Source organism: Streptomyces sp. NBC_00984 (assembly GCF_045162475.1).
Lineage (GTDB): Bacteria > Actinomycetota > Actinomycetes > Streptomycetales > Streptomycetaceae > Streptomyces.
The window spans coordinates 1,893,361-1,917,417 of record NZ_CP108734.1 but is presented as its reverse complement, the minus strand read 5'-3'; the positions used below and the strand labels follow the sequence as shown (position 1 = coordinate 1,917,417).

Sequence of the window (24,057 nt, the reverse complement as noted above, 5' to 3'; positions counted from 1 at the left end):
GAGGTGCCCTCCTGGGATGCGCCGGGGGTGTGAATGCCGGGCATCAAGACAGAAGACGTCAGATGTCCTGGCGGCACACGGACCCTAGGCAGCGCTCGCGGCGGCCGTCAAGGGCCCCGCCGGACCGGGACCTGTCCCGGCAGGGCCCGGTCGCGTCTCCCCGGAAGGGCGGCCGGCAGGGTCAGTCCGGGGCGTTGTCGCGGGCGCGGGCCTCGGAGATCCGGCGCCTGACCGGGGCGTAGTGCTCGCCCAGCGCCTTCATGAAGCCGGTGATGTCCCCGGCTCGCGCGGCGTCCACGATGTTCTGGTGGGCCACGATCGTCGCCATCTCGTCGGCGTGCGTGAATCCGTCGAGATGCGGCGCGACGATCGAGTACACGTCCCAGAAGGCCATCGAGAGCTGGCCGATCAGCTCATTGCCGAGCGGCGCCACCAGGAGCGCGTGGAACGCCCGGTCCGCTTCCACGAAGCCGTGCCCCTCCTGGGCGCCGGTCCTGCGCATCGTGGCGACCAGGCCGTCCAGCGCGTCGAGCTGGTCCTTGCTGAGCAGCGAGACGATCCGGTCGGCCATCCCGCGCTCGAAGAGCTCGCGTACGTCGACGAGGTCGGCCATCACCTGGAAGTCGTCGTCGGGGGAGAGCAGCCCGCGAAAGGTCAGGCTCTCCACCAGGGCCGACAGGCTCAGCCTGCCCACGTACGTGCCGTGCCCGTGCCGCACCTCCACGATGTCCAGCGCGTTGAGGATCTTGACCGCCTCGCGGACGCTGGAGCGGCTGGCGCCGAGCGCCTCGCACAGGGCCGGCTCGGTGGGCAGCGGGTCCCCGGGGCGGAGTCGCTCTTCGAGGATGTAGCGCTTGATGCCCTCGACGACTTCCTGCCGGAGCAGCTGCCGGCCGGGCCTCGCACCGGACATATGTGAACTCCCCACCTCTTGACCCCTCTCGATTGTCCAGCTACGTTCCCACGCTATCAAGGCATCAGACATCTGACGTCTGATGCTCTCGGTTCCTCGATCTCTCGCGATCCCGCGTTCCGTCACCCGTTTCCCCGCCAGTTTTCCGCCCTTACGTTCCACCTTCGACGTCCCTGGAGGACCCGTGCCCGAGCTGAGACCAGCCGGTGTCGAGCGCCGCACCTTCCTGCGATACACCGGCGCTGTCGGCGCGGCAGCAGCCTTCACGGCGAGCCTTTCCGCCTGCGGCGGACCGTCCTCGACCGCTGACGGCACGGCGGACAAGGGCAGCGGCAGCGGCCTCATCGAGGCCGGTCTCTCGTACCCCCTGTCCACCGGCTTCGACCCGATGATCACCTCGGGCGCGACTCCGTACGCCGCCAATATGCACATCTTCGAGGGCCTCGTGGATCTCGATCCGGCAACACTCGTGGCCCGTCCCGCACTTGCCACCGAGATGCTGAAGAAGATCAACGCCACCACCTACCGGGCCGCGCTCCGCAAGGGCGCGACCTTCCACGACGAATCACCGGTCACCGCCGACGACGTGGTGTTCAGCTTCGAACGCATCCTGGACCCGAAGAACGCCTCGCTCATGGCGCAGTTCGTGCCCTTCATCGACACGGTGAAGGCCGTCGACGCCGGCACGGTCGAGTTCAAGCTGAAGTACCCCTTCGCGCTCTTCCCGTCCCGCATCGCCGTGGCCCGGATCGTCCCGAAGAAGATCGTCGAACCGGACCCCAAGGCATTCGACGCCAAGCCGGTCGGCTCGGGACCGTACAGGTTCATCGAGGCGACCCGCGAGGACAAGATCGTCTTCGAGGCGTACGACAAGTACAACGGCGCGCACCCGGCCAAGGCCAAGAAGATGATCTGGCGGCTGATGTCCGACCAGTCGGCCCGCGTCAGCGCCATGGAGTCGGGCCGGGTCCAGGCCATCGAGGACGTCCCCTACATCGACGTCAAGCGGCTCGCGGGCGCCTCGAAGACCGAGTCCGTGCAGTCCTTCGGCCTGCTCTTCCTGATGTTCAACACCGCCGACAAGCGCTTCGCGGACAAGCGCGTGCGCCAGGCACTGCACTACGCCCTGGACACCGAGAAGATCATCTCGACCGCGATGGTGGGCAACGCCGCAGCCGCCACCGGGTACGTCCCCGCCACCCACCCCGACTACCGCAAGGCCGCCACGGTCTACACGCACGACGTGGCGAAGGCCAAGCAGCTCCTCGCCGACGCGGGCGTCAAGAACCTCTCCTTCACCGTCCTCACCACCGACACCGGCTGGGTCAAGGACATCGCCCCGCTGCTGAAGGAGAGCTGGGAGGCGGCCGGCGTCAAGGTCACCCTCGACATCGCCCAGTCCCCGGCCCAGTACGCCAAGATCGACAAGGGTGCCTTCGAGGTGCTGGTCGCCCCCGGCGACCCGTCCGTCTTCGGCAACGACGCCGACCTCCTGCTGCGCTGGTTCTACTACGGCTTCTGGCCCGAGAACCGCTACGGCTGGGGCAAGTCCGACGCGTACAAAAAGGTAAGGCAGACCCTTGACAAGGCGGCGCAGGCCGCCGACGAGGCGAAGCGCAAGGAGCTGTGGGGCGAGGTCACCGACCTGGTCGCCGACGAGGCCGCGCTCTACCCGATCCTCCACCGCAAGCTGCCCACCGCCTGGAACGAGAAGGCGCTGCCCGGCTTCAAGCCGCTGCCCACCACGGGCCTTTCCTTCCTGGACGTCAGCCGCGCCTGACCAAAGCGCACAGGCCACCTGTGACATGTCACCTGACCGCCGTGCCGCGGACGGTGCGCCGATGACATGTCACAGGTGGCCGACAGTCCGGTCCGGCACCCCGCCCCCCGGTGCTCGGGCCACCAGGCCGCCCAACCGCAAGGAACCCGACGATGGTTGCTTTTCTCCGGCTCGCGCTGCGCCGCGTCGCGATGATGCCGGTGATGATCCTCGGCATCGCGCTGCTCGTCTTCGTGGTGCTCCAGTTCTCGCCGGCCGACCCGGCCTTCAACGCGCTCGGGGAGAGCGCCACCCCCGAGGCCCGAGCGGCGTTCGCGGAGGCCAACGGCCTCAACGACCCGCTCCCGGTCAGGTACTTCCACTTCCTCGGCCAGTTGCTCCACTTCGACCTCGGGATGACCGTCCCGCCGAGCCAGCCCGTGGTCGACCGGATCACGGCCGCCTTCCCGCTCACCCTCCAGCTGACCCTGCTCGGACTGCTCCTCGCGGTCGTGCTGGCCGTGCTGTTCGGAGTGACCGGAGCGATGTACCGGGACCGCTGGCCCGACCAGCTGTTCCGGGTGGTCTCCATGGCCGGGGTCGCCATCCCGTCCTTCTGGCTCGGCGTGCTGCTCATCCAGCAGTTCGCGCTGAACACCCGGATCTTCCCGACCGGCGGCTACACCAACCCGGCCGACTCCTTCAGCGGCTGGCTCACCACCATGGCCCTGCCCGCGATCTCGCTCGCGCTCCCGGTCTCCGCCTCCCTCGCCCGCCTCGTCCGGACCTCGATGGTCGCCGAACTCGACCGCGACTACGTACGCACCGCCCGCGGCAACGGCCTCCCGCCGCTGCTGGTCATCCGCTCGGTGCTGCGCAACGCGCTCGTCACCCCGCTGACCGTGCTCGGCATCAAGGTCGGCTACATGCTCAGCGGCGCGGTCGTCATCGAAGCGATCTTCGACTTGCCCGGCATGGGCAAGCTCATCCTCGAAGGTGTCACCGGCGGCGATGTCGCCCTGGTCCAGGGCACCGTACTGACCATCGCCATCGCGTTCCTGGTGGTCAACGTCATCGTCGACCTGCTCTATCTGCTGGTCAACCCGCGTATCAGGACGGTGTGACATGTTCGCCACCGGCCGTCTGGCCAACAAACTGTCCCGACCGGGCATCGCGTTCCGCGCCCTCCCGGTCACCTCCCGCATCGCCCTCGGCGTACTGATCGTCGTCGTCCTCGGCGCCGTACTCGCCCCCCTGTTCACCCAGGACCCGCTGACCACCGGCACCCCGGTCCAGGCACCCGGCGGCGACCACTGGTTCGGCACCGACCGGGCCGGCCGCGACGTCTTCGCCCGGGTCGTGCACGGCTCGCGCTACTCGCTGGTGATCGGCCTCGGTGCGACCGCGCTCGCACTGGTCGCGGGCGCGCTGCTCGGCTCGATCGCCGCCACCTCGCGCAAGCTCGGCGACGAGTCCGTGATGCGGACCCTCGACATCGTGATGTCGTTCCCGCCGATCGCACTGGCCGCCGTCCTCGTCGCGGTCTTCGGTACCAGCATCCCGGTGATCATCTTCACCATCGCCTTCGTCTACACCCCGTCGCTGGCCCGCGTGGTCCGCGCCAACGTCCTCTCCCAGTACGGCGAGGACTACGTGGCCGCCGAGAAGGTCATCGGCGCCCGCCGCGGCTACATCGTGCTCCGCCACGTCGCCGTCAACTGCATGGCCCCGGTCATGGTGTTCGCCACCGTCATGGTCGCCGAGGCGATCATCTTCGAGGCCAGCCTCTCCTTCATCGGCGCCGGAGTGCAGGACCCCGACCCCAGCTGGGGCAGCGTCCTCGCCTACGGCCGGCAGATCCTCCTCGCCGGCGGCTGGTGGGCCACGTTCTTTCCCGGCCTCGCACTGCTGATCACCGTCCTCGCCCTCAACATCCTCTCCGAGGGCCTCACCGACGCCTCCGCGGCGCCCAGGAGCGCCAGGGCCGCCGTCGCACCCACCGCGGCCACCGCACCCGACCCGGTCGAGGCCACCGCCACCGTGGACATCGACGCCGCCCTCACCAGGCTCGCCGACCGCATCAACGCCACCGAGCCGACCATCACCCCGGTACGGGACGACGCCGCCGAACTGCTCGTCGTACGGGATCTGTCGATCCGCTTCCCCGACCGCTACGGGCAGATCCCCGTCGTCGACTCACTGAACTTCACCGTCCACGAGGGCGAGACCCTCGGCCTGGTCGGTGAGTCCGGCTGCGGCAAATCCATCACCAGCCTCGCCGTCATGGGCCTGCTCGCCCGCAACGCCGAGGTCGGCGGCGAGATCCTGTACCGCGGCCGGAACCTGCTGAAGCTCACGCCGAAGGAACGCCGTGCGCTGATGGGCCCGGAGATCGCGATGGTCTACCAGGACGCGCTCTCCTCCCTCAACCCCTCCGACCTCGTCGGCACCCAGCTGGGGCAGCTCACCTCGCGCGGCGGTACGAAGACCCCTGCCGAACTCCTGGAACTCGTCGGTCTCGCACCCGAACGCACCCTGCGCAGCTACCCCCACGAGCTCTCCGGCGGCCAGCGCCAGCGCGTCCTGATCGCGATGGCGCTCTCCCGCGACCCCCGCCTGCTGATCGCCGACGAACCGACCACCGCCCTCGACGTCACCGTCCAGGCCCAGGTCGTCGAACTCCTCGTGGAACTGCGCGACGAACTCGGCTTCGCCATGGTCCTCGTCTCCCACGACCTCGCCCTCGTCGGCGACCTCTCGCACCGGGTCGCCGTGATGTACGCGGGCCGCCTCGCCGAGATCGGTGCCACGCGCTCCGTACTCACCGGCCCCACCCACCACTACAGCCGCGGCCTGCTCGGCTCGGTCGTCTCCCTGGAGGCCGGCGCCGACCGGCTGCACCAGATCCGCGGCATCGTCCCCGCACCCCAGGGCTTCGGCAGCGGCTGCCGCTTCGCCTCGCGCTGCGAAGCGGCCACCGACCTGTGCCGTACCACCGCACCCGAAGTCACCGCCCGCGACGCCGCGAACGACCACGGCTTCGCCTGCCACCACCCGGCGAAGGCCGCACAACTGGAAGGGAGCGCCCGGTGATCAGGCTCGACGGCGTCCACGTACGCCACAAGGCACGCAGCGGCGGAGTCTTCCGCCGGGACGCGGTGCACGCCCTCACCGACGCCACCCTGGAGGTCGAGCGCGGCGAGATCGTCGGCCTGGTCGGTGAGTCCGGCTGCGGCAAGTCCACCCTGGCCCGGGTACTGACCGGCCTGCAGAAGCCCACCGAGGGCGAGGTCACCTTCCACGGCCGCGACCTGTGGACGATGTCCGCGGCGCAGCGCCGCGACGACTTCGGCTCCGCCGTCGGCGTCGTCTTCCAGGACCCGGCCACCGCCCTCAACCCGCGGCTGACGGTCCGTCAGGTCCTCCGTGACCCGCTCGACGTGCACAAGCGGGGCACCCGCGAGGAGCGCGAGGCACGCGTCGAGGAACTCCTCGACCTGGTCGGCCTGCCCGGCCACACCCTCGCCGCGCTCCCCGGACAGCTCTCCGGCGGCCAGCGCCAGCGCGTCGCCATCGCCCGCGCCCTGGCCCTGGAACCGGCACTGATCGTCGCCGACGAACCGACCTCCGCCCTCGATGTCTCCGTCCGCGCCCAGGTGCTCAACCTCCTGGTCGATCTGCGTGAACGCCTGGGGCTCGGCATGGTGTTCATCTCGCACGACATCCAGACCGTGCGCTACCTCGCAGACCGCCTCGCCGTCCTCTACCTCGGCCGGATCGTGGAGGAAGGGCGTGCGGCCGACGTGGCGGGCGCCCCGGTGCACCCGTACACCGAGGCACTGCTCTCCGCGACCCCGAGCCTGCTGGAGACCACCGAACGCATCGTGCTCACCGGGCCGGTGCCCTCGGCGACCAACCCGCCGTCCGGCTGCCCGTTCCGCACCCGCTGCTGGAAGGCCGACGACGCCTGCGCCACGGTCTTTCCCGCCGCGGCCTCCGGACCGGACGGACACCGCTGGCACTGCGTCCACCCCCGGAACCCCACGTCCCCCGCCGGGCACCCGGCCCCCGTACCGTCCGCAAGGAGCACCGCATGACCGCCCGGAACCCCCGCTACACCGGAGTGATCCCACCCGTCGTCACGCCGCTCACCGCGGACGGCGAGATCGACCGCCCCTCCCTGGAGCGGGTCGTGGGGCATCTGCTCGACGGCGGCGTCAGTGGCCTGTTCGCCCTCGGCAGCTCGGGGGAGACCGCCTATCTGACGCCTGGACGACAGGACGAGGTCATCAAGGTCATCACGGCCGCCTGCGCCGGTCAGGTCCCGGTGCTCGCCGGCGCGATCGAGACCGCCACCGGCCGGGCGATCGAGCGGGCCCGCGCTGCCGAAGCGCTCGGCGCCGACGCCGTCGTCGTCACCGCCCCCTTCTACACGCGCACGCACGACACCGAGATCGACCGCCACTTCCGCGACATCGCCGCCGCTCTCGACCTGCCGGTCCTGGCGTACGACGTACCGGTCTGCGTGCACAGCAAGCTCGACCCGGAGCTGCTGCTGCCGCTCGCCGCGGACGGCGTGCTGGCCGGGGTCAAGGACTCCAGCGGCGACGACGGCTCGTTCCGCCGCCTGGCCATCGGCGCTCGTGAGCTCCCGGAGTTCTCCGTGCTCACCGGGCACGAGCTGGTCGTCGACGCGATGATGCTCGGCGGCGCCGACGGTTCGGTCCCCGGGCTCGGAAACGTGGACCCGCACGGGTACGTACGTCTCCACGAGGCCGCGGTACGGGGTGACTGGGCCACCGCCAGGGCCGAACAGGACCGCCTGGTCGCGCTCTTCGACATCGTCCGTGTGGCCCGTCCGGGCACGGCGTCCGCCACCGCCGCGGGACTCGGCGCGTTCAAGACGGCACTCATGCTGCGCGGGATCATCGACACGAATGCGATGAGCGCGCCGATGCGTCGCCTGGACACGGCCGAGACCGCCGAGATCGCGGCCTGCCTGGACCGCGCGGGGCTCGCCCGGGTGTGAGCCGGCCCGAATCAAAGGACAGCGGTCCGTCGTCACAGCCCCGGCTGTGACGACGGACCGCTTCTTTTCGGTCCGCTAGCTGTCGACCGCGCCGGTCAGCTCTTCGAGGCGCGGGTACGGCGGACCAGCACGGTTCCACCGAGCACCATGGCCGCGGCGGCTCCGCCGGCCATCCCCAGGTTGGCGTCGGCACCGGTGTGCGCCAGCTGCGGCGGCTTGTGGTGGTGGTGCGGCTTGTGGTGGTGGGTCGGGGGCTGGTGGTGGTGATGCACCGGCGGCTGGTGGTGATGCGCCGGCGGCTGGTGGTGGGTCGGGGGCTTGTGGTGGTGGTGCGGCTTGTGGTGCGGGGGAGGGCAGTCCGGAGTGTGGTGGTGCGGCGGCTTGTGCGTCGTCGGCGGCTTGTGCGGCGGGTGGACCGGGGGCTCGTGCGGCGGGTGCACCGGCGGCGGGGTCTCCTGCTCACCGGACTCGTTGCCGCACTTGTTCCCGAACGCAGGGTTCAGCGCACCGATGACGTCGACGGTGTCGCCGCACACATTGACCGGAACGTCCACCGGAGCCTCGATGTTGTTGCCGGACAGCACCCCGGGGGAGCCGACCGCGCCGCCCTCGGCGCTCGCATCCTGGCCCCCGCCGCCCTGACCGTCCGGGTTCACGCACTCGTTGCCGAACGCGGGGTTCAGCAGACCGATCACATTCACCGTGTTGTCACACACATTGACCGGCACGTGCACCGGGACCTGCACGTTGTTGCCCGAGCCGACGCCGGGCGAACCGAGGGCCGCGCCGTCGGCGGAGGCATCCGCGAACGCGTATCCGCCGGCTGCGGTCAGGATCCCTGATGCCGCCGCCATCACCAACACGCTCTTACTCAAGGCTTTTCGCATTGATTGCCCCTTCTTAGGACATTCCGTGCGAGCGGAACGCTCGCAGTTCATTCGTCAGGCCGGTGCGGGCGCCGCCGGAGGCCACCCCGGCGGTGCCCGTGCGCGACTCGGTAAGCGGCGGTTACGGAAAGCGCAGAGACCACGAAGACGTGCGCTTCATGTGGAAGAGTCCTTGGCTTCTGCCGGTCAAGCGCCCGAACTGCACGCTTGTGACACTCATAACGAGGAGGGTTAGTTGAGGAAACCAGAATGGTCGTGGAAGTTGTGTGTCCACACGAATGGCGTACGCGTACGGGTGGGAACCGACCCCGCCCGGCGTGTAGGGGGCTCGGATCGGCGGATGGAAAAATGGCTGCTGGGGGCCGGGGAGCAACCGGGCGGATCGATTCTGTCCGCGAGCCCTTGAAGCGCCGTTTCGTACTGCTGTGCGTGAACCTCTGGCATTCGGGTGAATGGAGAGAACCAAACGCCCGGTCGTGAGTTGGGCAGGGCGCTCCGGCAAGGGGCATTCAGTACGAGAAGGGTTAATCGTGATCAAGAAGGTTCTGGCTACGGGTGCCGTTGCCGCCTCCATCCTCGGTCTGGGCGCGACGCAGGCCATGGCCATCGGCGACGACGGCGGTACGACCTCGATCAACGGCAACGGAGCCTCGCAGTCGTTCGGCAACGCCGAGACCCACGGTGACGGCAGCCCGCAGTTCGGTCTGGTCCAGGGCAGCCTGAACAAGCCGTGCATCGGCCTGCCGGCCAAGGCCGGCGTCGGCTCGCTCATCGGCCTGATCCCGGTCGCGGTCCAGGACATCAACGTGCTGTCCTCGCCGCAGAACCAGCAATGCACCGAGAACTCCACCCAGGCCAAGGGCGACGAGCCGCTGTCGCACATCCTGGACGGCATCCCGGTGCTCTCCGGCAACGGCGCCGGCAACAGCTGATCCGCAGCTGATCCAGCCGCAACGACAGGCCCGGGCCGCCGGCGTTCCTCCTCCGCGCGTCCCGGGCCTGTTGCTGCCATCCCCCGGCAGTGACGCATCCGATTGTCGGAAGAACTTTCCGGTGACATCGAGCGATCGATATTGCATCGTTCGGGCGACCTTTCGAGAATCTTCCGCCAAAAGAGTTTCGCCTGCGGTCTGAAATCGTTACGAATTACATCGGCGGGGTTACGAGTGATCGGTTTCGCACTCGTGCGGCACGAAAGACGTGGCCGCTTCGGACTCCGTCCAAGAAAGGGAACAAAGTGAAGTACACCAAGGTTGCCGCCATCGCCGCCGGAACCCTGATGGCGATGGGTGCCGCCGCGCCCGCATTCGCCGACTCCGGTTCCGAGGGTGGCGCTGCTTTCTCCCCGGGTGTGGTGTCCGGCAACAACATCCAGGCTCCGGTCCACGTTCCGGTCAACCTGTGCGGCAACACTGTGGACGCGGTCGGTCTGCTCAACCCCACTTTCGGCCACGCCTGCGGCAACGTCTGACCTCTGGTCGGACGAGCCGGTTGCTCATGACCGAAGGCCCCGGATCCCATTCCCATGCGATCCGGGGCCTTCCCCCTTTCCTTCCGGCATTCGATCGGGTGGTCCCGCAGAAAAACCGACCCCGTCCAGTTGCCGTGTCGCAACCGCATCGTTACCCAGGGTGAAAGCGGCAGAAGGCACGGCTAAAGAAGGCTCGTGCGGCGCGGGTACGCGACCGAAACAGATGCCGCTGCAGAAGGGAACCCGATAGTGAAGTACGCGAAGACTGCTGCGTTCGTTGCCGGTTCCGTGGTTGCTCTCGGAACGGCTGCTCCCGCCTTCGCCGTCACCAACGCCACGGCCCCCAACTTCAGCCTCAACGGAGGCGTCAACCAGGTGGTGGAGAGTGCCCCGAAGGCTGTCGACCCGATCGTGAACACGGTCGGCGGCGCCGCGGATTCGGTGCAGAAGAACAGCACCGTTGCCAAGCTGGCCGGCCAGGCGACCGGCGCGGCCAAGGGTGCGGCCCCGCTCATGGGCGGCCTGCCGCTCGGCGGCTGATCCGTCGCACCACGGCAGTTTCCCGCCGGCCCCGGCCTTTCGTATTCCTCCGGTGTGGTGAATTCGGCGAACAACCGAACGTAAAAGCACCGTTCGAGTGAATCGGCACAACCATCCCCGTTGTCGTGAGTTGATCAGGGCGCTCCGGACAGGCGGGCAACAGAAAACCCAGAAGGGCTATTTCATGATCAAGAAAATTATGGCCTCGGCAGCCGTCGCTGCTTCGATCGTCGGCGTCTCCGCCGCGATCGCCCCACAGGCCATGGCCATCGGCAACGATGGTGGCACGACGTCGGTCAACGGCAACGACGCCATCCAGTCGTACGGCAACTCCGCCACCCACGGCGACATGAGCCCGCAGTTCGCGCTCATCCAGGGCTCGCTCAACAAGCCCTGCATCGCGCTGCCGGCCAAGGCCAACGTCGGTTCGGTCCTCGGGGCCATTCCGATCTCGGTCCAGGACCTCAACGTCCTGTCCTCGCCCCAGAACCAGCAGTGCACGGAGAACTCCACCCAGGTCAAGGGTGACGAGCCGCTGTCGCACATCCTGGACGACATCCCGGTCCTGTCCGGCAACGGCGCCGGCAACAACTAAGGCCGTACCGCTCCGGGCGCTCCTCGCCGGTGTTCGAACCGGCAGGGGAGCGTGCCGCGGGCAGCTTCGAGCCCGCCTGTACGCAGTACCCGAAACACCCGTGGGGTCGACGCATCCGCACGGCAGCCGTTCATCGGCCGCCCGGACGCGTCGGCCCCACTCGTGTGTCCGGACTCGTGTGTCCGGGGCGCCACGGCCCTCGAAAGGGCGGGTGGACTGGGCCGGTTGCCGTAGTGACGGCGCACGTCACCCGCCGCACCGGGTAGGGGCCACTCATGGACCAGTACGACAGTCAACGCCCCCGCGGCCGACAGCGGCACGCACAGGACGGCACACCCATCTACGACCGGCTGCTCGCCGAGTGGCAGGCGGCCCACGGCCGTCAGGAGCCGGCGCCCCCCGCGGAGCCCGACCGGCCGTGCGCGGGAAGCCGGGTCCCCGCAGCCCGCACCTCCGGCGAAGCTGTCGACGGGTGACCGAAGGCGATCGAACTCATGCCGGATCGAACCCGTTTGAGTGGTACTGCGGAACCGACGCTTCCGTAGCGGGTTGATCAGTACGTTCCACAACGGGACGCTCCGAAAGGTGAAGCGTGATGAAGAAGATGATGGCCGGCGCAGCAGTGGCCGTGTCCCTGGTCGGCCTGTCCGCCGCAGCGGCCCCCGCGGCCATGGCGATCGGCAATGACGGGGGCACCACGTCGGTCAACGGCAACGGCGCCGTGGACGAGTTCGGCAACAGCGTGACCCGGGGCGACGGCAGCCCGCAGGTTCAGCTCGTCCAGGGCACGCTGAACAAGGCCTGCGTCGGCCTGCCGCTCAAGGCCAACGTCGGTTCGCTCGCCGGTCTGCTGGTGCCGGTCGCGGTCCAGGACGTCAATGTCCTGGCCTCGCCGCAGAACCAGCAGTGCGCCGACAACTCCACCCAGGTCAAGGGTGACGAGCCGCTGTCGCACCTCGTCGACGACATCCCGGTGCTCTCGGGCAACGGGATCGCCAACGACTGATGTGACCGACGTGCGGGCTGCCCGCGGGATTCCCCGAGGTCGCCCGCACCGCGCCGCACAGGCAGGATCCGGGGCACTGCCCCAGGTCTCCACGCGTGAGGATGCCCACCGCGCCACGGGGGCGGTGGGCATCCGGCGTACCCGGGCGGGTCAGCCCAGGCTGCGTACCGGCAGGACGCAGTGGGCGGCGGTCGTGATGACCTCCGGGTCGGCCGCGAAGGACCGCAGCAGCACCTCGCTCACCGGCCGGCCCGGCGCGCCCTGGGGCCACGGGCGGGTGGCGAACATCGCATGCACCTCGCCCCGCTGGCCGGCCGCGGCCAGCCACTCGGGCGGTGCGGGGTACTGGGCCGTGAAGTGAGGCAGCGTCAGGACCGCCTGCCCGGCCTGGACGAGCAGCTTCACCTGGAGCCCCGGGGTCTCGGCGGCGTAGACGGGAGCGCTGCCGACCGGCAGCCCGGTGCGTTCCAGGGCCACGCGCATGGCGGCCTCGCCGGCGGCGGGGCCGTCGGTACCGTCGCCCAGCGAGTAGACGAGAAGGAAGGTGACGTCGTTGCCGTCGGCGGGGTGTTCGCCGCTCCACCCGATCAGTGTGATCGTGCCCAACTGGGCTTGCGTGAACGTGCCGGTGGAGGTCTGGGGTGAGGTCATGCTCGGCACCATAACGGCCCCGGACCGGTCGTTGTGCATGAGTATCACCTGATCGAGGGAGATAGCCGGATATCTCTGGTGGATGCGGCTCGAATCGTCTCCGCCCGCCGGCTGCCATGGCGGCTTCGATCAAATGTGTTGAGCCGCCCGACGTGGACGGACTATGGTGTCCACTGTTCCGGACGGCGGAGATCAACCACCGCTGTCGGTCCCGTGCTTGAACCAGGAGGTGAGGATCGTGATGACTGTCGCTGCGATGGGCGCTGCCCACAACCCGAAGAGCATCGTTCCCACCCCCGTGGTCGCCGGCTGACCTACTCCGTAACTCTCCGCGCCGTTCGCGCGTTGCCGGGGCCACCCCTTTGAAGGGTTTCCCTTGTCTTTCCCGTCTTTTCCGTCCGCTTCTTCTCTTCAGGGCTCGTCCGCGTCGCATCCGCTGACCCCGTACGGCTGGGACGACGCGTGGGCGGCCGAATTCGCACCGTACGCCGAGCAGGGTCTGCTGCCCGGACGCGTGGTGCGGGTGGACCGCGGCCAGTGCGACGTCGTCACCCCGCACGGCACGCTCCGGGCCGACACCGCTTTCGTCGTCCCGCGCGATCCGATGCGGATCGTCTGCACCGGCGACTGGGTCGCCGTCGACCCGGACGGTGATCCGCAGTTCGTACGGACGCTGCTGCCGCGGCGTACCGCCTTCGTCCGCTCGACCTCGTCGCAGCGCTCCGAAGGACAGGTGCTCGCCACCAATGTGGACCACATCGTCATCTGCCTCTCGCTCGCGGTCGAGTTCGACCTGGGGCGGGTGGAGCGCTTCCTCGCGCTCGCCATGTCCAGCTCCAGCGGTGACGCGCTGCTGCGGGACGGCGGGTCGGCCGGGGACGGCGCCGCCGAGCCGATCGTGGTGCTGACCAAGGCCGACCTCGTACCGGATGCCGCCACGCTGTCGTACCTCGTCCAGGACATCGAGGGCGTCGCCCCTGGTGTCCAGGTGCTGACCGTCAGCTCCGCCACGGGGGAGGGGCTGGATGTCTTCTCCGCCATCGTCTCGGGCGGCACGAGCGTGCTGCTCGGGGCGTCCGGCGCGGGCAAGTCGACCCTCGCCAACACCCTTCTCGGCGACGACGTGATGGAGGTGCAGGCCGCCCGTGACGTCGACGGCAAGGGCCGGCACACCACCACCACCCGCAATCTGCTGGTCCTGCCCTCCGGGGGCGTACTGATCGACACCCCCGGGCTGCGCGGGGTCGGGCTCTGGGACGCGGAGGCCGGTGTCGGCCAGGTCTTCTCCGAGATCGAGGAGCTGGCCGAGCAGTGCCGGTTCCACGACTGCGCCCATGAGGCGGAGCCCGGCTGCGCGGTGCTCGCCGCGATCGAGGACGGTTCGCTGCACGAACGGCGCCTCGACAGCTTCCGCAAGCTGCTGCGCGAGAACCAGCGCATCGTCGCCAAGACCGACGCCCGGATGCGGTCGGAGATCCTGCGCGACTGGAAGCGCAAGGGCGCCGAGGGCCGGGCCGCCATGAACGCCAAGCGGGGCCGGGTGCGGTAGAGGCGGTTCCCCGCTCCGCGACCGGCCACGGTCGTCGGCCGGTGGTCCACGTCCGAAAACCGCGAGTGCGGTACCGGCGGGTGCCGCACACTGGACGGTGTGATGGACGAACGGACCAGGTACGAGGCGGTGAGCAGCCGCGATGCCCGATTCGACGGGGAGTTCTTCTTCGCCGTCGAAACGACCGGCATCTACTGTCGGCCGAGCTGCCCCGCCGTCACGCCCAAGCGGAAGAACGTCCGCTTCTACCCGACCGCGGCCGCCGCGCAGGGCCATGGTTTCCGGGCCTGCCGGCGCTGCCGCCCGGACGCCGTGCCCGGCTCGGCGGACTGGAACGTCCGGGCCGATGTCGTGGGCCGGGCCATGCGGATGATCGGCGACGGTGTGGTCGACCGGGAGGGCGTGCCCGGTCTCGCCCACCGGCTCGGCTACAGCTCGCGCCAGGTGCAGCGGCAGCTCAACGCCGAGCTGGGCGCGGGCCCGGTCGCGCTCGCCCGCGCCCAGCGGGCCCACACCGCGCGCGTGCTGCTCCAGACGACCGGGCTGCCCGTGACGGAGATCGCCTTCGCCGCGGGCTTCGCCAGTGTGCGCCAGTTCAACGACACGATCCGGCAGATCTACGCCCGCACGCCGAGTGCGCTGCGGGCCGAGGCCGGGACGGGGCTGGGAGCGGCGGTCCGGGAGGCGCGGACCACCGGGATCCCGCTGCGGCTCGCCCACCGGGGGCCGTACGCGGCCCGCGAGGTCTTCGATCTCCTGGCCGCTGAGACGGTCGCCCGGGTCGAGGAGGTCAGCGGTGCGGCCGGTGCCCGTACCTACCGGCGCACCCTGCGGCTTCCGTACGGCACGGGCATCGTGGCCGTCGACGAGCGGTCCGCCGGGTCCTGGCTGGAGGCCCGGATCCACCTCACGGACCTGCGGGACCTGACGACGGCCGTCCAGCGGCTGCGGCGGCTCTTCGACCTGGACGCCGATCCGTACGCCGTCGACGAGCGGCTCGGCGCCGACCCGCGACTCGCACCGGGCATCGCCGCCCGCCCCGGGCTGCGTTCGCCGGGTGCCGCGGACCCGGAGGAGTTCGCCGTACGGACGCTGGTGGGCAGGGACGAGGCGGAGCGGCTCGTGGAGACGTACGGGAAGCTCCTGGACGTGCCCTGCGGCGGGCTCACGCATGTGTTCCCCGAGCCGGGTGTGCTGGCCGGGGCGGCGGACGGCCCGGAACTCAGGGCGCTGGCGTCCGCGCTCGCCGACGGGGACGTACGGCTCGACGCCGGGGCCGACCGCGACGAGGCCGAGCGGGCACTGCTGCGGCTGCCGGGGATCGGCCCGGCAGCCGCGGCGCTGATCAGGATGCGTGCGCTCGGTGATCCGGATGTGGATCCGGAAGGGCGGCCCGAGTCGGATCCGTGGCGGCCCTGGCGTTCGTACGGGGTGCGCCACCTGGGGCTCCTGGGCCTGTTGTGAGTGGGCCCGGGGGCCTGGGGCCTACGCCGGCAGGCCCCAGCGCGGCGCGGGTTCGTTCGCCGTCACCGGGCGGACGGTCAGGTCCGGGCGGTCGCCCCTCGCCGTGATCAGTGCCGATTCGCCCTTGCGGAGGCGGATGCGCACCGTGCCCTCGGCCGGCTCCTCGTGAGCCAGCGGCCGTCCGTGCCGGTCCCGGATCTCCACCGGCCCGTCGATGCCGTGGTGTACGACGCAGGGTGCGCCGGCTTCGCTGGTCAGCCGCACCCAGCGGGTCCGGCCCTCCTCGCGTACCGCGCTGAGCAGGAACGCGCCCTGCGTCCGGAAGTCGTGCACGGTCAGCTCCCGCCAGGCGGCGGGCAGTGCCGGAAAGACCCTGATCGTGCCGCCCCACGACTGGCAGACCATGTCGTGCAGGGACTGGGCCGCCGACAGCGGGGTCTCGATGACCGGGCCCGACTCCTTGTACATGGTGTTCGCCCGGATGAAGCGGCTCATCAGCTGACCGAGGTACTTCAGCGCGTCCTCGCCCTTGCCGAGCAGCGCGGACATCGACGCGGCGCCGGTGAAGGTGTAGCCCTGCAGGGCGCCTTCGAAGCCCACCCAGTGGGCGAGGGACTTCTCGATCAGGGCGCGTTCGCCGGCCGTCGCGCCCGTCAGCTCGTACAGCGGATACACCGCGAGCATGTGCGAGTAGTGGCGGTGCGACTGCGCGAACGGGACCCCGGCGCCGATCATGAACCCGTTGGCGTCGACCGGGTACGGCGCGAGCCTGGCCAGGACCTCCTGCCAGCGGGCCGTCAGCGGGTCGTGGACGCCGAGCTGTCCGGCGGACTCCAGCAGGGTGCGGCAGCCCCAACGCAGCAGCATGAGGTCGTAGTTGCAGTCGGGGGCGTTGACACCGTACTCGGGGGAGAACGTCGCCGGGAGGTGCAGCCTGCCGTCCGCGCAGGGCGTCAGGAAGTGCAGGTAGTAGTTGACCGCCTTGCGCAGCAACGGGAAGAGCGTGTCGCGCAGGATCGACTCGTCCATGGTGTGGCGGTAGGAGAGCCACACGTTGTGCAGCGCCCAGGTCAGATTGCCGACCTCGGGGGTGGGCGGGTCCTGGCCGGGGATGCCGACCCCGTAGCCGCCGTCGGCCACCGAGGCGCCATTGACCAGTTGGGGGTCGGTGGTGCGGGGGATGCCGGCCGAGTCGGCCCGGTAGGGGGCGGCGACCTCGCGCGAGAGCTGGTCGCGGAATTCGCTCAGGGCGCGCGTGACCGCGTCCAGCTCCAGGTGGTTGGAGCCGTGGATCAGCCAGTACTCCAGCTGGACGTTGAGGTTCCACCAGGTGTTGGGCCAGGGGGTGGGCTCCAGCCAGGGGCCGGAGGTGGCCATCACCGGGGCGTCCTTGCGGGCCGCCGACGCGGTCTTGTAGAGCTGGATCCAGTAGAAGCGCTGGAGCCGGGCATCGGGCAGGGACAGGAAGCTCTTCCGGTAGAACCGGTCCCACCAGGTGCGATGGGGTGCGGCGAGCGGACCGTACGGGAGCGCGGAAGCGGTCTTCACGGTACGCAGCGCACGGTCCCGGGCCGTTGTCGTGGGGTGGGAGTGCGCGACCGTGACGTACAGGGTGCGGCTGGTGCCCCTGGTGCGTTCGCGCCAGGCGGTGACGTGCTGACCGCCCGCGAGCAGCGGCTGGACGGCCGCGGTGGTCCCGCCGTGCTGCTCGGTCACCGCGGGAGGGTTGCCGGTGTAGCCGTCCGGCAGGGGCTTGAAGGCGGCTCGCGGGCTGATCGCCTCGGCCGGGTGGAAGACCCAGCGGAAGTCCTGTTCGCCCGCGCTCGGGGTGACCTCCACGGTGAGCAGATCGCTGGTGGAGTGGACGAAGGCGCGGAGCTCCAGGGTGCCGGCGGTCGTGGTGACGGTGCCTTCGAGCTGGGCGGTGCGCAGCCGCATCCACCACTCGACGCCCGTGATGGTGCCGACCGGCTCCAGGGTGAAGTGGCCGATGGGGAGGCGGGCGAGGCCGAAGAGCGAACCGAACTCGGGGCGGTGGTCCTGGACCTCGGAGTGCTGGACGTTGAAGCGGATGGCCCGGGTGGTGGCGCCGGGCTCCGCGTAGATGCCGGAGCCCAGGCGGCCGTTGCCCAGATACGGGCCCTCGTACCAGGTCTTCGGCAGCTTCTGCCAGAGCAGGTCGGCGTCGTCGAGGACGGTGCGCCAGCTGTCGCCGGGGGAATGCACGGTGGTGGGCGCCGGGGCGGCGTGCCCCGGCGCGGCCGGGGTGGCTGCTCGGGCCGGAAGGGCCGCACCGCCGACCACGAGGGTGCCGCCGATCGCGGTGCCGGTGGCGAGAACCGTTCTCCGGGAAGGGGACGGCCGGGAAGGGGACGGTGACGAGGCTTCGGTCCGGGGCGTGCGGGAGGGGTCCGGTGCTGTGGACAAGGCTTCTCCTGGCGGCTCGTACGCAGGCGCTCAATTCATCCGAGCTATTTCTTGAGGGAAGGTAGGCGCGAGGCATTGCTGCGTCAATGGAGCGGGAGAGATCCGATGTGTCGCCGCGTATCTGGATGGAGTCCAGCCAGCTGTACGGGAGGGCGGGGCGTGATCAGCCCCAGATCACCGCGCCCAGCCAGGCCCCCGCCACCAGGAGGCACGCGAAGAGCTCGACGAGTACCGAATAGCCGGTCGCCCGCATCACCGAGCGCACCGATGTCCAGCCCGCCCCGCGGCTGCCGAGCCGCAGCCGCTCCGCCCCGTAGATGGCCCCCACGTATCCGGCCACTCCGCCGATCACCGGCACCACGAAGAAGCCCACGATCGCGCCGATCCCGCCGAGCACCAGCGTCTTGCGCGGCGCCCCCGTCTCACGCGGGCGGCGCGGCGGCAGCAACGGCTTCAGCGCCTGGTTCAGCAGCAGCAGCGCCGTCGCGCCCATGAGTACGCCCCAGGCGACCGGCGTCATGTCGGTGAGCGCCCACCACAGCACGGCGGCCCAGACGATCGCCTGCCCCGGTGCCCCCGGCACCAGCACGCCCAGCAGGCCGAGGAGCATGACGAGGCCGACGGCGACGAGTTGCCACACACCCATCTGTCCAGCCTGCCGGAGTCCGGCCGGTCCCGCCCGTCAGCGCTCCCGGAGGCGGAGGCCGTCGGCGCAGCTCAGAGCCGTACCGGAGCCATGTCGGCACGCCGTCGGCGCCGCCCTCGCACCGGCCCGGGGCGTCCGGCGGGGGCCCTGCTCAGGCCCGTGGCGCGCGGGACACCCAGCCCCGTTCGTACGCGTGCCAGCCCAATTGCAGCCGGGTCGAGACGCCCGTCAGCTCCATCAGGCCCTTCACCCTTCGCTGCACGGTCCGCAACCCCAGCTCCAGCTGTTTCGCCACGCTCGCGTCCGTCAGCCCGGCCAGCAGCAGCGACAGGATCTCCAGGTCCGTCGGATCGGGCCCCATGTCCTCCTCCTGCAGCCGGCCGCTCTCGCCCAGCCTGAGCGGCATCGCCTCGCGCCACACCGCCTCGAAGAGCCCCATCAGCGACTCCAGCAGCCCGGAGGCATGGACCACCAGGGCGGCGGGCTCGGCGCCGTGTCCGGTCAGCGGCACCATCGCCAGGGCGCGGTCGGCGACGACCAGCTTGGTCGGCACCCGGTCGATGACCCGGCACTGCTCGTCCCGGCTCAGCGCCGCCGACAGCTCCAGAATCCCGGACGGCAGCGACAGCAGCTCCCGCTCGACCACCACCCGGTACGACACCCCGCGCGTCGCGGCCCGCTCCTCGGCCTCGTTCTCCATCCCGCTGACGGCGATCGGTTTCCCGGTCACCAGGGCGCACACCTCGCTCGTCGCACCGAGCTGCAACTGGTGGAAGCGGTGCGACACCGCGCTCGCCCCCGTGACCACCTCGACCAGATCGTGCACGGCCGGTTCGGCGGCCTCCGCCCGGTACTCCTCGGCGAGCAGCGCCGCCGCCAGCTCCGCCTGCTCCAGCTCATGGCGCTGCTGGGTGAGCAGCGCCCCGAGCGCCACACCCGGCGGCGCCGCCACCCAGCGTCCGGTGCGGGCCGACGCCTGCGCGGCCAGGCCGTGCTGCTCCAGCCTGCGCAAGGCCCGCTCGGTGTCCGGCTCGGGAAGGCCCAGTCGGTGCGCGAGATCGGCGACCTCCGCGGCTCCCACCGCCACGAGCGCGCGGTACGTCGACTCCTGTATCTCGTCGAGACCTATGGCTCCCAGCATCCCCGGCCCTTTCCTGGACGCGCTCATTCCGCACGATGTCGCAGTCGCCGGGTGTCCAGCCATGGCGGAAAGCGGCCACGGCGTAAACCCGCCGTGTACATCATCCCTTTAACGCTCTTCGCTCTGCCAATGTGGCGCCACCGCAGTACCAACAACCGCCGGAAGGCTGCGGTTTGCGTAGTTGATTCCGGATTCACTTGGGGAGAGCGATGCGTCCGATATCGCGCACGGCGCTGGGAGCGGCCACCGCCGCCGTCCTGGCCGTCACCGCGATCGCACCGTCAGCGGCAGCGCCGCAGGACGACGCGACAGGGAAGAGACCACTGACCGGCAGCGTCGCCGCCGAGGCGAAGAAGGGCAAGCCGGTCACCGTGACGCTGGTCACCGGCGACAAGGTCCTGGTGAGTACGGGCAGTTCGGGAGCCGCGTCGGTCACCGCGCTGCCCCGTGAGGACGGGACCGTACCCCTCGTACAGACCAGGCAGTCCGGCAAGGGCCTGTACGTCTACCCCGACACCGCCGCCGCCGCGCTGGCCGCGGGCAAGGTCGACGAGGAACTCTTCAACGTCACCGGCCTCATCCGGCAGGGCTACGACGACGCGCACGCCAAGTCGCTGCCGCTGATCGCGGTCTACGGCAAGGAGCAGGCCCGCTCCGTGCCCGCCACCCCGCGCGGCGCCAAGCGCGGAGTCGCGCTCGACGCCATCGACGGTGTCGCCCTCAAGGCCGAGAAGACGAAGGCCGCCGACTTCTGGTCGGACGTCACCAACACCCGGTCCCGCTCGGCCTCCGGCCTGAAGAAGCTCTGGCTCGACCGCAAGGTTCAGGCCACCCTCGACCGGTCCACCAAGCAGATCGGCGCCGACCTCGCCTGGGCCGCCGGATACGACGGCAAGGGCACCAAGGTCGCCGTGCTCGACACCGGTGTCGACGCCGAACACCCCGACCTCAAGGGCCGGGTCACCGCCTCGGAGAACTTCACCGACTCCGACAGCACCGACGACCGGCAGGGCCACGGCACCCACACCATCTCCACCGTCGGCGGCTCCGGCGCGGCCAGCGGCGGCAAGAAGAAGGGCGTCGCCCCCGGCGCCGACCTGCTCGCGGGCAAGGTCCTCAACGACAGCGGCTCCGGCGCCGAGTCCTGGATCATCGCCGGCATGCAGTGGGCCGTCGACCAGAAGGCCGACGTCGTCTCCATGAGCCTCGGCAGCCCGGAGCCGACCGACTGCACCGACCCGATGAGCGTCGCCGCCGAGGAACTCGCCCAGAACAAGGGCACCCTGTTCGTGATCGCGGCCGGCAACTCGGGCCCGACGCTGAACACCGTCTCCTCGCCCGGCTGCGCCCCGAGCGTGCTGACCGTCGGCGCCGTCGACCGCGACGACTCCACGGCCCAGTTCTCCAGCCGCGGACCCGTGACCGGATCGCACACCCTCAAGCCCGAGATCGCCGCCCCCGGCGTCGGCATCTCGGCCGCTGCGGCCGGTGGCCGCGGCATCTACGCGTACCAGACGATGTCCGGCACGTCGATGGCCACCCCGCATGTCGCGGGCGCCGCGGCCATCGTGAAGCAGCGTCACCCCGACTGGACCGCCCAGCAGATCAAGGCGGCGCTCGTCTCGTCCGCGAAGAGCGACATCCCCGGCGACGTACGCGAGACCGGCGGCGGTCGCCTCGACGTCAAGGCCGCCATCGACACCACCCTCGTCGGCGCCCCCGCCATCCAGGGCGGCACCTTCAACTGGCCGCAGGACAACAGCGACCGCACCACGGTCGACGTCCCGTACACCAACTCCGGCACCAAGCCGGTGAAGCTGTCGCTGAAGGTCCAGGGCGTCACCGGAAACGACGGCTCCGCCGTCCGCTCCTCCGTCGCGAAGCTCGACGCGAGCACCGTCACCGTTCCGGCCGGAGCCACCGTCAAGGTCCCGCTGAAGATCGACCCGACGGCGAAGCTGAAGGCCGCGCAGTACGGCGACGTCACCGGACGTGTGCTGGCCACCGGCCCCGGCGGCGTCAAGGTCTCCACCCCGTTCTCGCTGTACGTCGGGGCCGAGACCGTCACCCTGCGGGTCAAGCTCGTCGACCGCACCGGCAAGCCCGCCGCCGGCTCCTCGTCGCTGGACCTCATCGGTACCGACAACGCCAGCGGCGAACGCCGCTTCAACGAGGGTGCCACCGACCAGGTCTACCAGGTGCGCCCCGGCGCGTACTTCGTCTCCGGCTTCGTCACCTCGCCCGACCCGAAGGACGCCACCGGAAGCCTGGCCGATTCCGTCGCCTACCTCGCGCGGCCGCAGCTGAACGTCACCAAGGACACCACCCTGGTCCTGGACGCCCGCAAGGCCCACCGGATCCAGGTGAAGACCGAGGACCGCGCCTCCGAGAACCGCTCCACGACGCTCGCGTTCGGCCGCAGCTGGGACGATGTCTGGCTGCACTCGGGCTCCATCACCGGCGGCTCCGCGGTCAAGAACTACCTGGCCGATGTGCAGGGCAGGGCGAGTGACGGCGACTTCGAGTTCACCAGCTTCTGGCGCGCCTACGCCCCGCAGATCGAGAAGCTGTCGGTCGTCGGCGGCGTCGAACTGCACCCGAAGACGGCGAGCACCGGTTCCGCCAACCTCGACGGCACGGGCGAGGCCGCACTCGTCGACGCCGGTACGGGTACCCCCGACGAGCTGAGGGCCGCGGGCGTCGCAGGGAAGATCGCCCTGGTCGAGGTCGGTGACGACGCCGGCAATGTGTACACCCAGGCGCGCGACGCCCAGGCCGCCGGTGCCAAGGCCGTCATCGCCCACCGCCCCTCCGCGGGCCCCTGGCAGCCGTCCGTCGGCTACGCCTCGTCGGCGCTGCCCGCGCTCGGCATCGAGGCGGGCGAGGCCGATGCGCTGAAGGCCGCCCTGGCCGACGGCCCGGTCAAGCTGCGCTGGAAGGCCACCGCGGTCAGCCCGTTCGTCTACAACCTCGCGTTCCCCGAGACCGGACCGGTCACCTCGGACCGCACCTACAAGGTCCGCGACACCAAGCTCGGCAAGGTCACCGCCGACTACGAGGCGATGGGCGTCGCGGCGGACTACGTCGACACGATGATCATCAACCGGCCGTACGGCGGGACGTTCTCCGCCGTCACCGACTACGTCGCCGTCCCCGGCAAGCGCACCGAGTACTACTCGGCGGGCGACACCGCGTGGGTGCGGTACCTCTCCTCCAGCTTCCCCTGGGGCGAGATGATGGTCGACCAGCCGCGCACCTACACGGCGGGCTCGAAGCGTACGGAGAACTGGTACCGGGGCATCCCCGTTCCGGCCGCCCCGCGCGACGCCGCCGGAAAGCTCCAGCTCGCCGGCGAGCGCCAGGACAACCTGATCGGTGTCGCCCCGGGCTTCTGGAGCGACAGCGAGCACGCCGGTCTCCAGGGCTCCTTCGGTGACATGGGCAACATACGCCTGAGCAGTGGTGGCAAGGTGATCGGCGAGTCCGGCTGGCCGTCCGGGGCGTTCACCGTCCCGGCGGAGGACGCCGCGTACGAACTCACCATGGAGACCGCCAAGTTCGGTCAGCCCTCTGCCGTGTGGAAGCGGTCCACCAGCACCGAGACCACGTGGAAGTTCCGTTCGAAGCGCGACGAGAACGCCTACTCCCAGGGCCTTCCGCTGCTCTTCCCGGGCTACGACCTGGCGGCCGACGGGCTCAAGACCCTCGCGGCGAAGGACGGTCAGACGATCGGCCTCAGCGTCACCGGTCACGCCGGCTACACGCCCGGCAAGCTGACCGCGGCCAAGGTCTCGTACTCCTACGACGGCGGGGAGACCTGGATCGACGCGACCACCGCACAGCGGGGCGGCCGTTGGACCGCGACCGTGAACCACGCGGGCGCGGCCGGCAAGCCGGTCACCCTGAAGACCGAACTGACGGACGCCAACGGCAACTCCGTCATCCAGACCGTGAACGACGCGTACGCCGTGCGCTGATC

20 protein-coding genes are annotated in these 24,057 nt (G+C 70.4%); 14 read left to right on the top strand and 6 right to left on the bottom strand.

What is annotated here, in order from left to right; all coding sequences use genetic code 11:
* Nucleotides 1-181: 181 nt before the first annotated feature.
* Nucleotides 182-913, bottom strand: a complete 732-nt coding sequence (locus OG520_RS08290) for a FadR/GntR family transcriptional regulator (RefSeq protein WP_406012743.1) — start codon at nt 911-913, stop codon at nt 182-184.
* A gap of 184 nt (nt 914-1,097) precedes the next feature.
* Here OG520_RS08290 and OG520_RS08285 point away from each other — a divergent pair, with 184 nt between their 5' ends.
* The 5 genes from OG520_RS08285 (at nt 1,098) to OG520_RS08265 (ending at nt 7,701) form a co-directional block, all read left to right on the top strand.
* Nucleotides 1,098-2,693: an ABC transporter substrate-binding protein gene (locus tag OG520_RS08285; RefSeq protein ID WP_406012742.1), complete on the top strand. Its 1,596-nt coding sequence runs from the start codon at nt 1,098-1,100 to the stop codon at nt 2,691-2,693.
* Nucleotides 2,694-2,845: 152 nt separating this feature from the next.
* Nucleotides 2,846-3,796, top strand: coding sequence for an ABC transporter permease (locus tag OG520_RS08280; protein ID WP_383207703.1), 951 nt, complete (start codon nt 2,846-2,848; stop codon nt 3,794-3,796).
* Nucleotide 3,797: 1 nt separating this feature from the next.
* On the top strand, nt 3,798-5,765 hold the full coding sequence (locus OG520_RS08275; RefSeq protein ID WP_406012741.1) for a dipeptide/oligopeptide/nickel ABC transporter permease/ATP-binding protein: 1,968 nt from the start codon (nt 3,798-3,800) through the stop codon (nt 5,763-5,765).
* Nucleotides 5,762-6,769, top strand: coding sequence for an oligopeptide/dipeptide ABC transporter ATP-binding protein (locus OG520_RS08270; protein ID WP_406012740.1), 1,008 nt, complete (start codon nt 5,762-5,764; stop codon nt 6,767-6,769). The genes OG520_RS08275 and OG520_RS08270 overlap by 4 nt, the downstream gene beginning before the upstream one ends.
* Nucleotides 6,766-7,701, top strand: coding sequence for a dihydrodipicolinate synthase family protein (locus tag OG520_RS08265; protein WP_406012739.1), 936 nt, complete (start codon nt 6,766-6,768; stop codon nt 7,699-7,701). The genes OG520_RS08270 and OG520_RS08265 overlap by 4 nt, the downstream gene beginning before the upstream one ends.
* Before the next feature lie 95 nt (nt 7,702-7,796).
* Here the strand turns inward: OG520_RS08265 and OG520_RS08260 are convergent, their stop codons facing one another.
* Nucleotides 7,797-8,564 carry a chaplin gene (locus OG520_RS08260; RefSeq protein WP_406016443.1) on the bottom strand — a complete coding sequence of 256 codons (768 nt, stop codon included), beginning with the start codon at nt 8,562-8,564 and terminating at the stop codon, nt 7,797-7,799.
* A 554-nt stretch (nt 8,565-9,118) separates the two neighbouring features.
* Between OG520_RS08260 and OG520_RS08255 the strand changes: the two genes are divergently transcribed.
* The 6 genes from OG520_RS08255 to OG520_RS08230 all read left to right on the top strand — a co-directional run bounded on the left by OG520_RS08255 (nt 9,119) and on the right by OG520_RS08230 (nt 12,200).
* Entirely contained in the window at nt 9,119-9,520 is a 402-nt protein-coding gene (locus OG520_RS08255; RefSeq protein WP_406012738.1) for a rodlin, read from the top strand.
* Nucleotides 9,521-9,825: 305 nt separating this feature from the next.
* The gene (locus tag OG520_RS08250; protein WP_406012737.1) at nt 9,826-10,059 is read left to right on the top strand and encodes a chaplin; all 234 of its coding nucleotides are present in this window, start codon (nt 9,826-9,828) and stop codon (nt 10,057-10,059) included.
* Between the two features lie 249 nt (nt 10,060-10,308).
* The gene (locus tag OG520_RS08245) at nt 10,309-10,599 is read left to right on the top strand and encodes a hypothetical protein (RefSeq protein WP_406012736.1); all 291 of its coding nucleotides are present in this window, start codon (nt 10,309-10,311) and stop codon (nt 10,597-10,599) included.
* A gap of 184 nt (nt 10,600-10,783) precedes the next feature.
* Nucleotides 10,784-11,194 (top strand): rodlin, encoded by a 411-nt coding sequence (locus tag OG520_RS08240; RefSeq protein ID WP_406012735.1) that lies wholly within the window; start codon nt 10,784-10,786, stop codon nt 11,192-11,194.
* 275 nt (nt 11,195-11,469) lie between these two features.
* A complete protein-coding gene (locus OG520_RS08235) occupies nt 11,470-11,670 on the top strand; it encodes a hypothetical protein (RefSeq protein ID WP_406012734.1) in 201 nt (66 codons plus the stop codon).
* Between the two features lie 119 nt (nt 11,671-11,789).
* Complete coding sequence (locus OG520_RS08230; RefSeq protein ID WP_406012733.1) at nt 11,790-12,200, top strand: rodlin; 411 nt, start codon at nt 11,790-11,792, stop codon at nt 12,198-12,200.
* A gap of 150 nt (nt 12,201-12,350) precedes the next feature.
* On the opposite strand, the gene OG520_RS08225 is transcribed toward OG520_RS08230, so the two are convergent.
* Nucleotides 12,351-12,851 (bottom strand): DUF5949 family protein, encoded by a 501-nt coding sequence (locus tag OG520_RS08225; RefSeq protein WP_406012732.1) that lies wholly within the window; start codon nt 12,849-12,851, stop codon nt 12,351-12,353.
* A 376-nt stretch (nt 12,852-13,227) separates the two neighbouring features.
* Here OG520_RS08225 and rsgA point away from each other — a divergent pair, with 376 nt between their 5' ends.
* Nucleotides 13,228-14,400 (top strand): ribosome small subunit-dependent GTPase A, encoded by a 1,173-nt coding sequence (gene rsgA, locus OG520_RS08220; protein WP_406012731.1) that lies wholly within the window; start codon nt 13,228-13,230, stop codon nt 14,398-14,400.
* Nucleotides 14,401-14,502: 102 nt separating this feature from the next.
* Complete coding sequence (locus tag OG520_RS08215) at nt 14,503-15,864, top strand: DNA-3-methyladenine glycosylase 2 family protein (RefSeq protein WP_406016442.1); 1,362 nt, start codon at nt 14,503-14,505, stop codon at nt 15,862-15,864.
* Nucleotides 15,865-15,885: 21 nt separating this feature from the next.
* Here OG520_RS08215 and OG520_RS08210 read toward each other — a convergent pair whose 3' ends face one another.
* The 3 genes from OG520_RS08210 to OG520_RS08200 form a co-directional block, all read right to left on the bottom strand.
* Complete coding sequence (locus tag OG520_RS08210) at nt 15,886-18,291, bottom strand: glycosyl hydrolase family 95 catalytic domain-containing protein (protein WP_406012730.1); 2,406 nt, start codon at nt 18,289-18,291, stop codon at nt 15,886-15,888.
* Nucleotides 18,292-18,454: 163 nt separating this feature from the next.
* Complete coding sequence (locus OG520_RS08205; protein ID WP_399329113.1) at nt 18,455-18,937, bottom strand: DUF456 domain-containing protein; 483 nt, start codon at nt 18,935-18,937, stop codon at nt 18,455-18,457.
* Between the two features lie 151 nt (nt 18,938-19,088).
* Entirely contained in the window at nt 19,089-20,078 is a 990-nt protein-coding gene (locus tag OG520_RS08200) for a helix-turn-helix domain-containing protein (protein WP_399329114.1), read from the bottom strand.
* 209 nt (nt 20,079-20,287) lie between these two features.
* Between OG520_RS08200 and OG520_RS08195 the strand changes: the two genes are divergently transcribed.
* The gene (locus tag OG520_RS08195; RefSeq protein ID WP_406012729.1) at nt 20,288-24,055 is read left to right on the top strand and encodes a S8 family peptidase; all 3,768 of its coding nucleotides are present in this window, start codon (nt 20,288-20,290) and stop codon (nt 24,053-24,055) included.
* The last annotated feature ends 2 nt before the right edge of the window (nt 24,056-24,057 follow it).

Bases quoted from the DNA above. Each gene is read 5' to 3' on its own strand.
- OG520_RS08240 (WP_406012735.1), top strand. From the start codon at position 10,784: ATGATCAAGAAAATTATGGCCTCGGCAGCCGTCGCTGCTTCGATCGTC.
- OG520_RS08195 (WP_406012729.1), top strand. From the start codon at position 20,288: ATGCGTCCGATATCGCGCACGGCGCTGGGAGCGGCCACCGCCGCCGTC.
- OG520_RS08275 (WP_406012741.1), top strand. From the start codon at position 3,798: ATGTTCGCCACCGGCCGTCTGGCCAACAAACTGTCCCGACCGGGCATC.
- OG520_RS08280 (WP_383207703.1), top strand. From the start codon at position 2,846: ATGGTTGCTTTTCTCCGGCTCGCGCTGCGCCGCGTCGCGATGATGCCG.
- OG520_RS08230 (WP_406012733.1), top strand. From the start codon at position 11,790: ATGAAGAAGATGATGGCCGGCGCAGCAGTGGCCGTGTCCCTGGTCGGC.
- OG520_RS08290 (WP_406012743.1), bottom strand. From the start codon at position 913: ATGTCCGGTGCGAGGCCCGGCCGGCAGCTGCTCCGGCAGGAAGTCGTC.
- OG520_RS08200 (WP_399329114.1), bottom strand. From the start codon at position 20,078: ATGCTGGGAGCCATAGGTCTCGACGAGATACAGGAGTCGACGTACCGC.
- OG520_RS08265 (WP_406012739.1), top strand. From the start codon at position 6,766: ATGACCGCCCGGAACCCCCGCTACACCGGAGTGATCCCACCCGTCGTC.
- OG520_RS08235 (WP_406012734.1), top strand. From the start codon at position 11,470: ATGGACCAGTACGACAGTCAACGCCCCCGCGGCCGACAGCGGCACGCA.
- OG520_RS08205 (WP_399329113.1), bottom strand. From the start codon at position 18,937: ATGGGTGTGTGGCAACTCGTCGCCGTCGGCCTCGTCATGCTCCTCGGC.
- OG520_RS08225 (WP_406012732.1), bottom strand. From the start codon at position 12,851: ATGACCTCACCCCAGACCTCCACCGGCACGTTCACGCAAGCCCAGTTG.
- OG520_RS08215 (WP_406016442.1), top strand. From the start codon at position 14,503: ATGGACGAACGGACCAGGTACGAGGCGGTGAGCAGCCGCGATGCCCGA.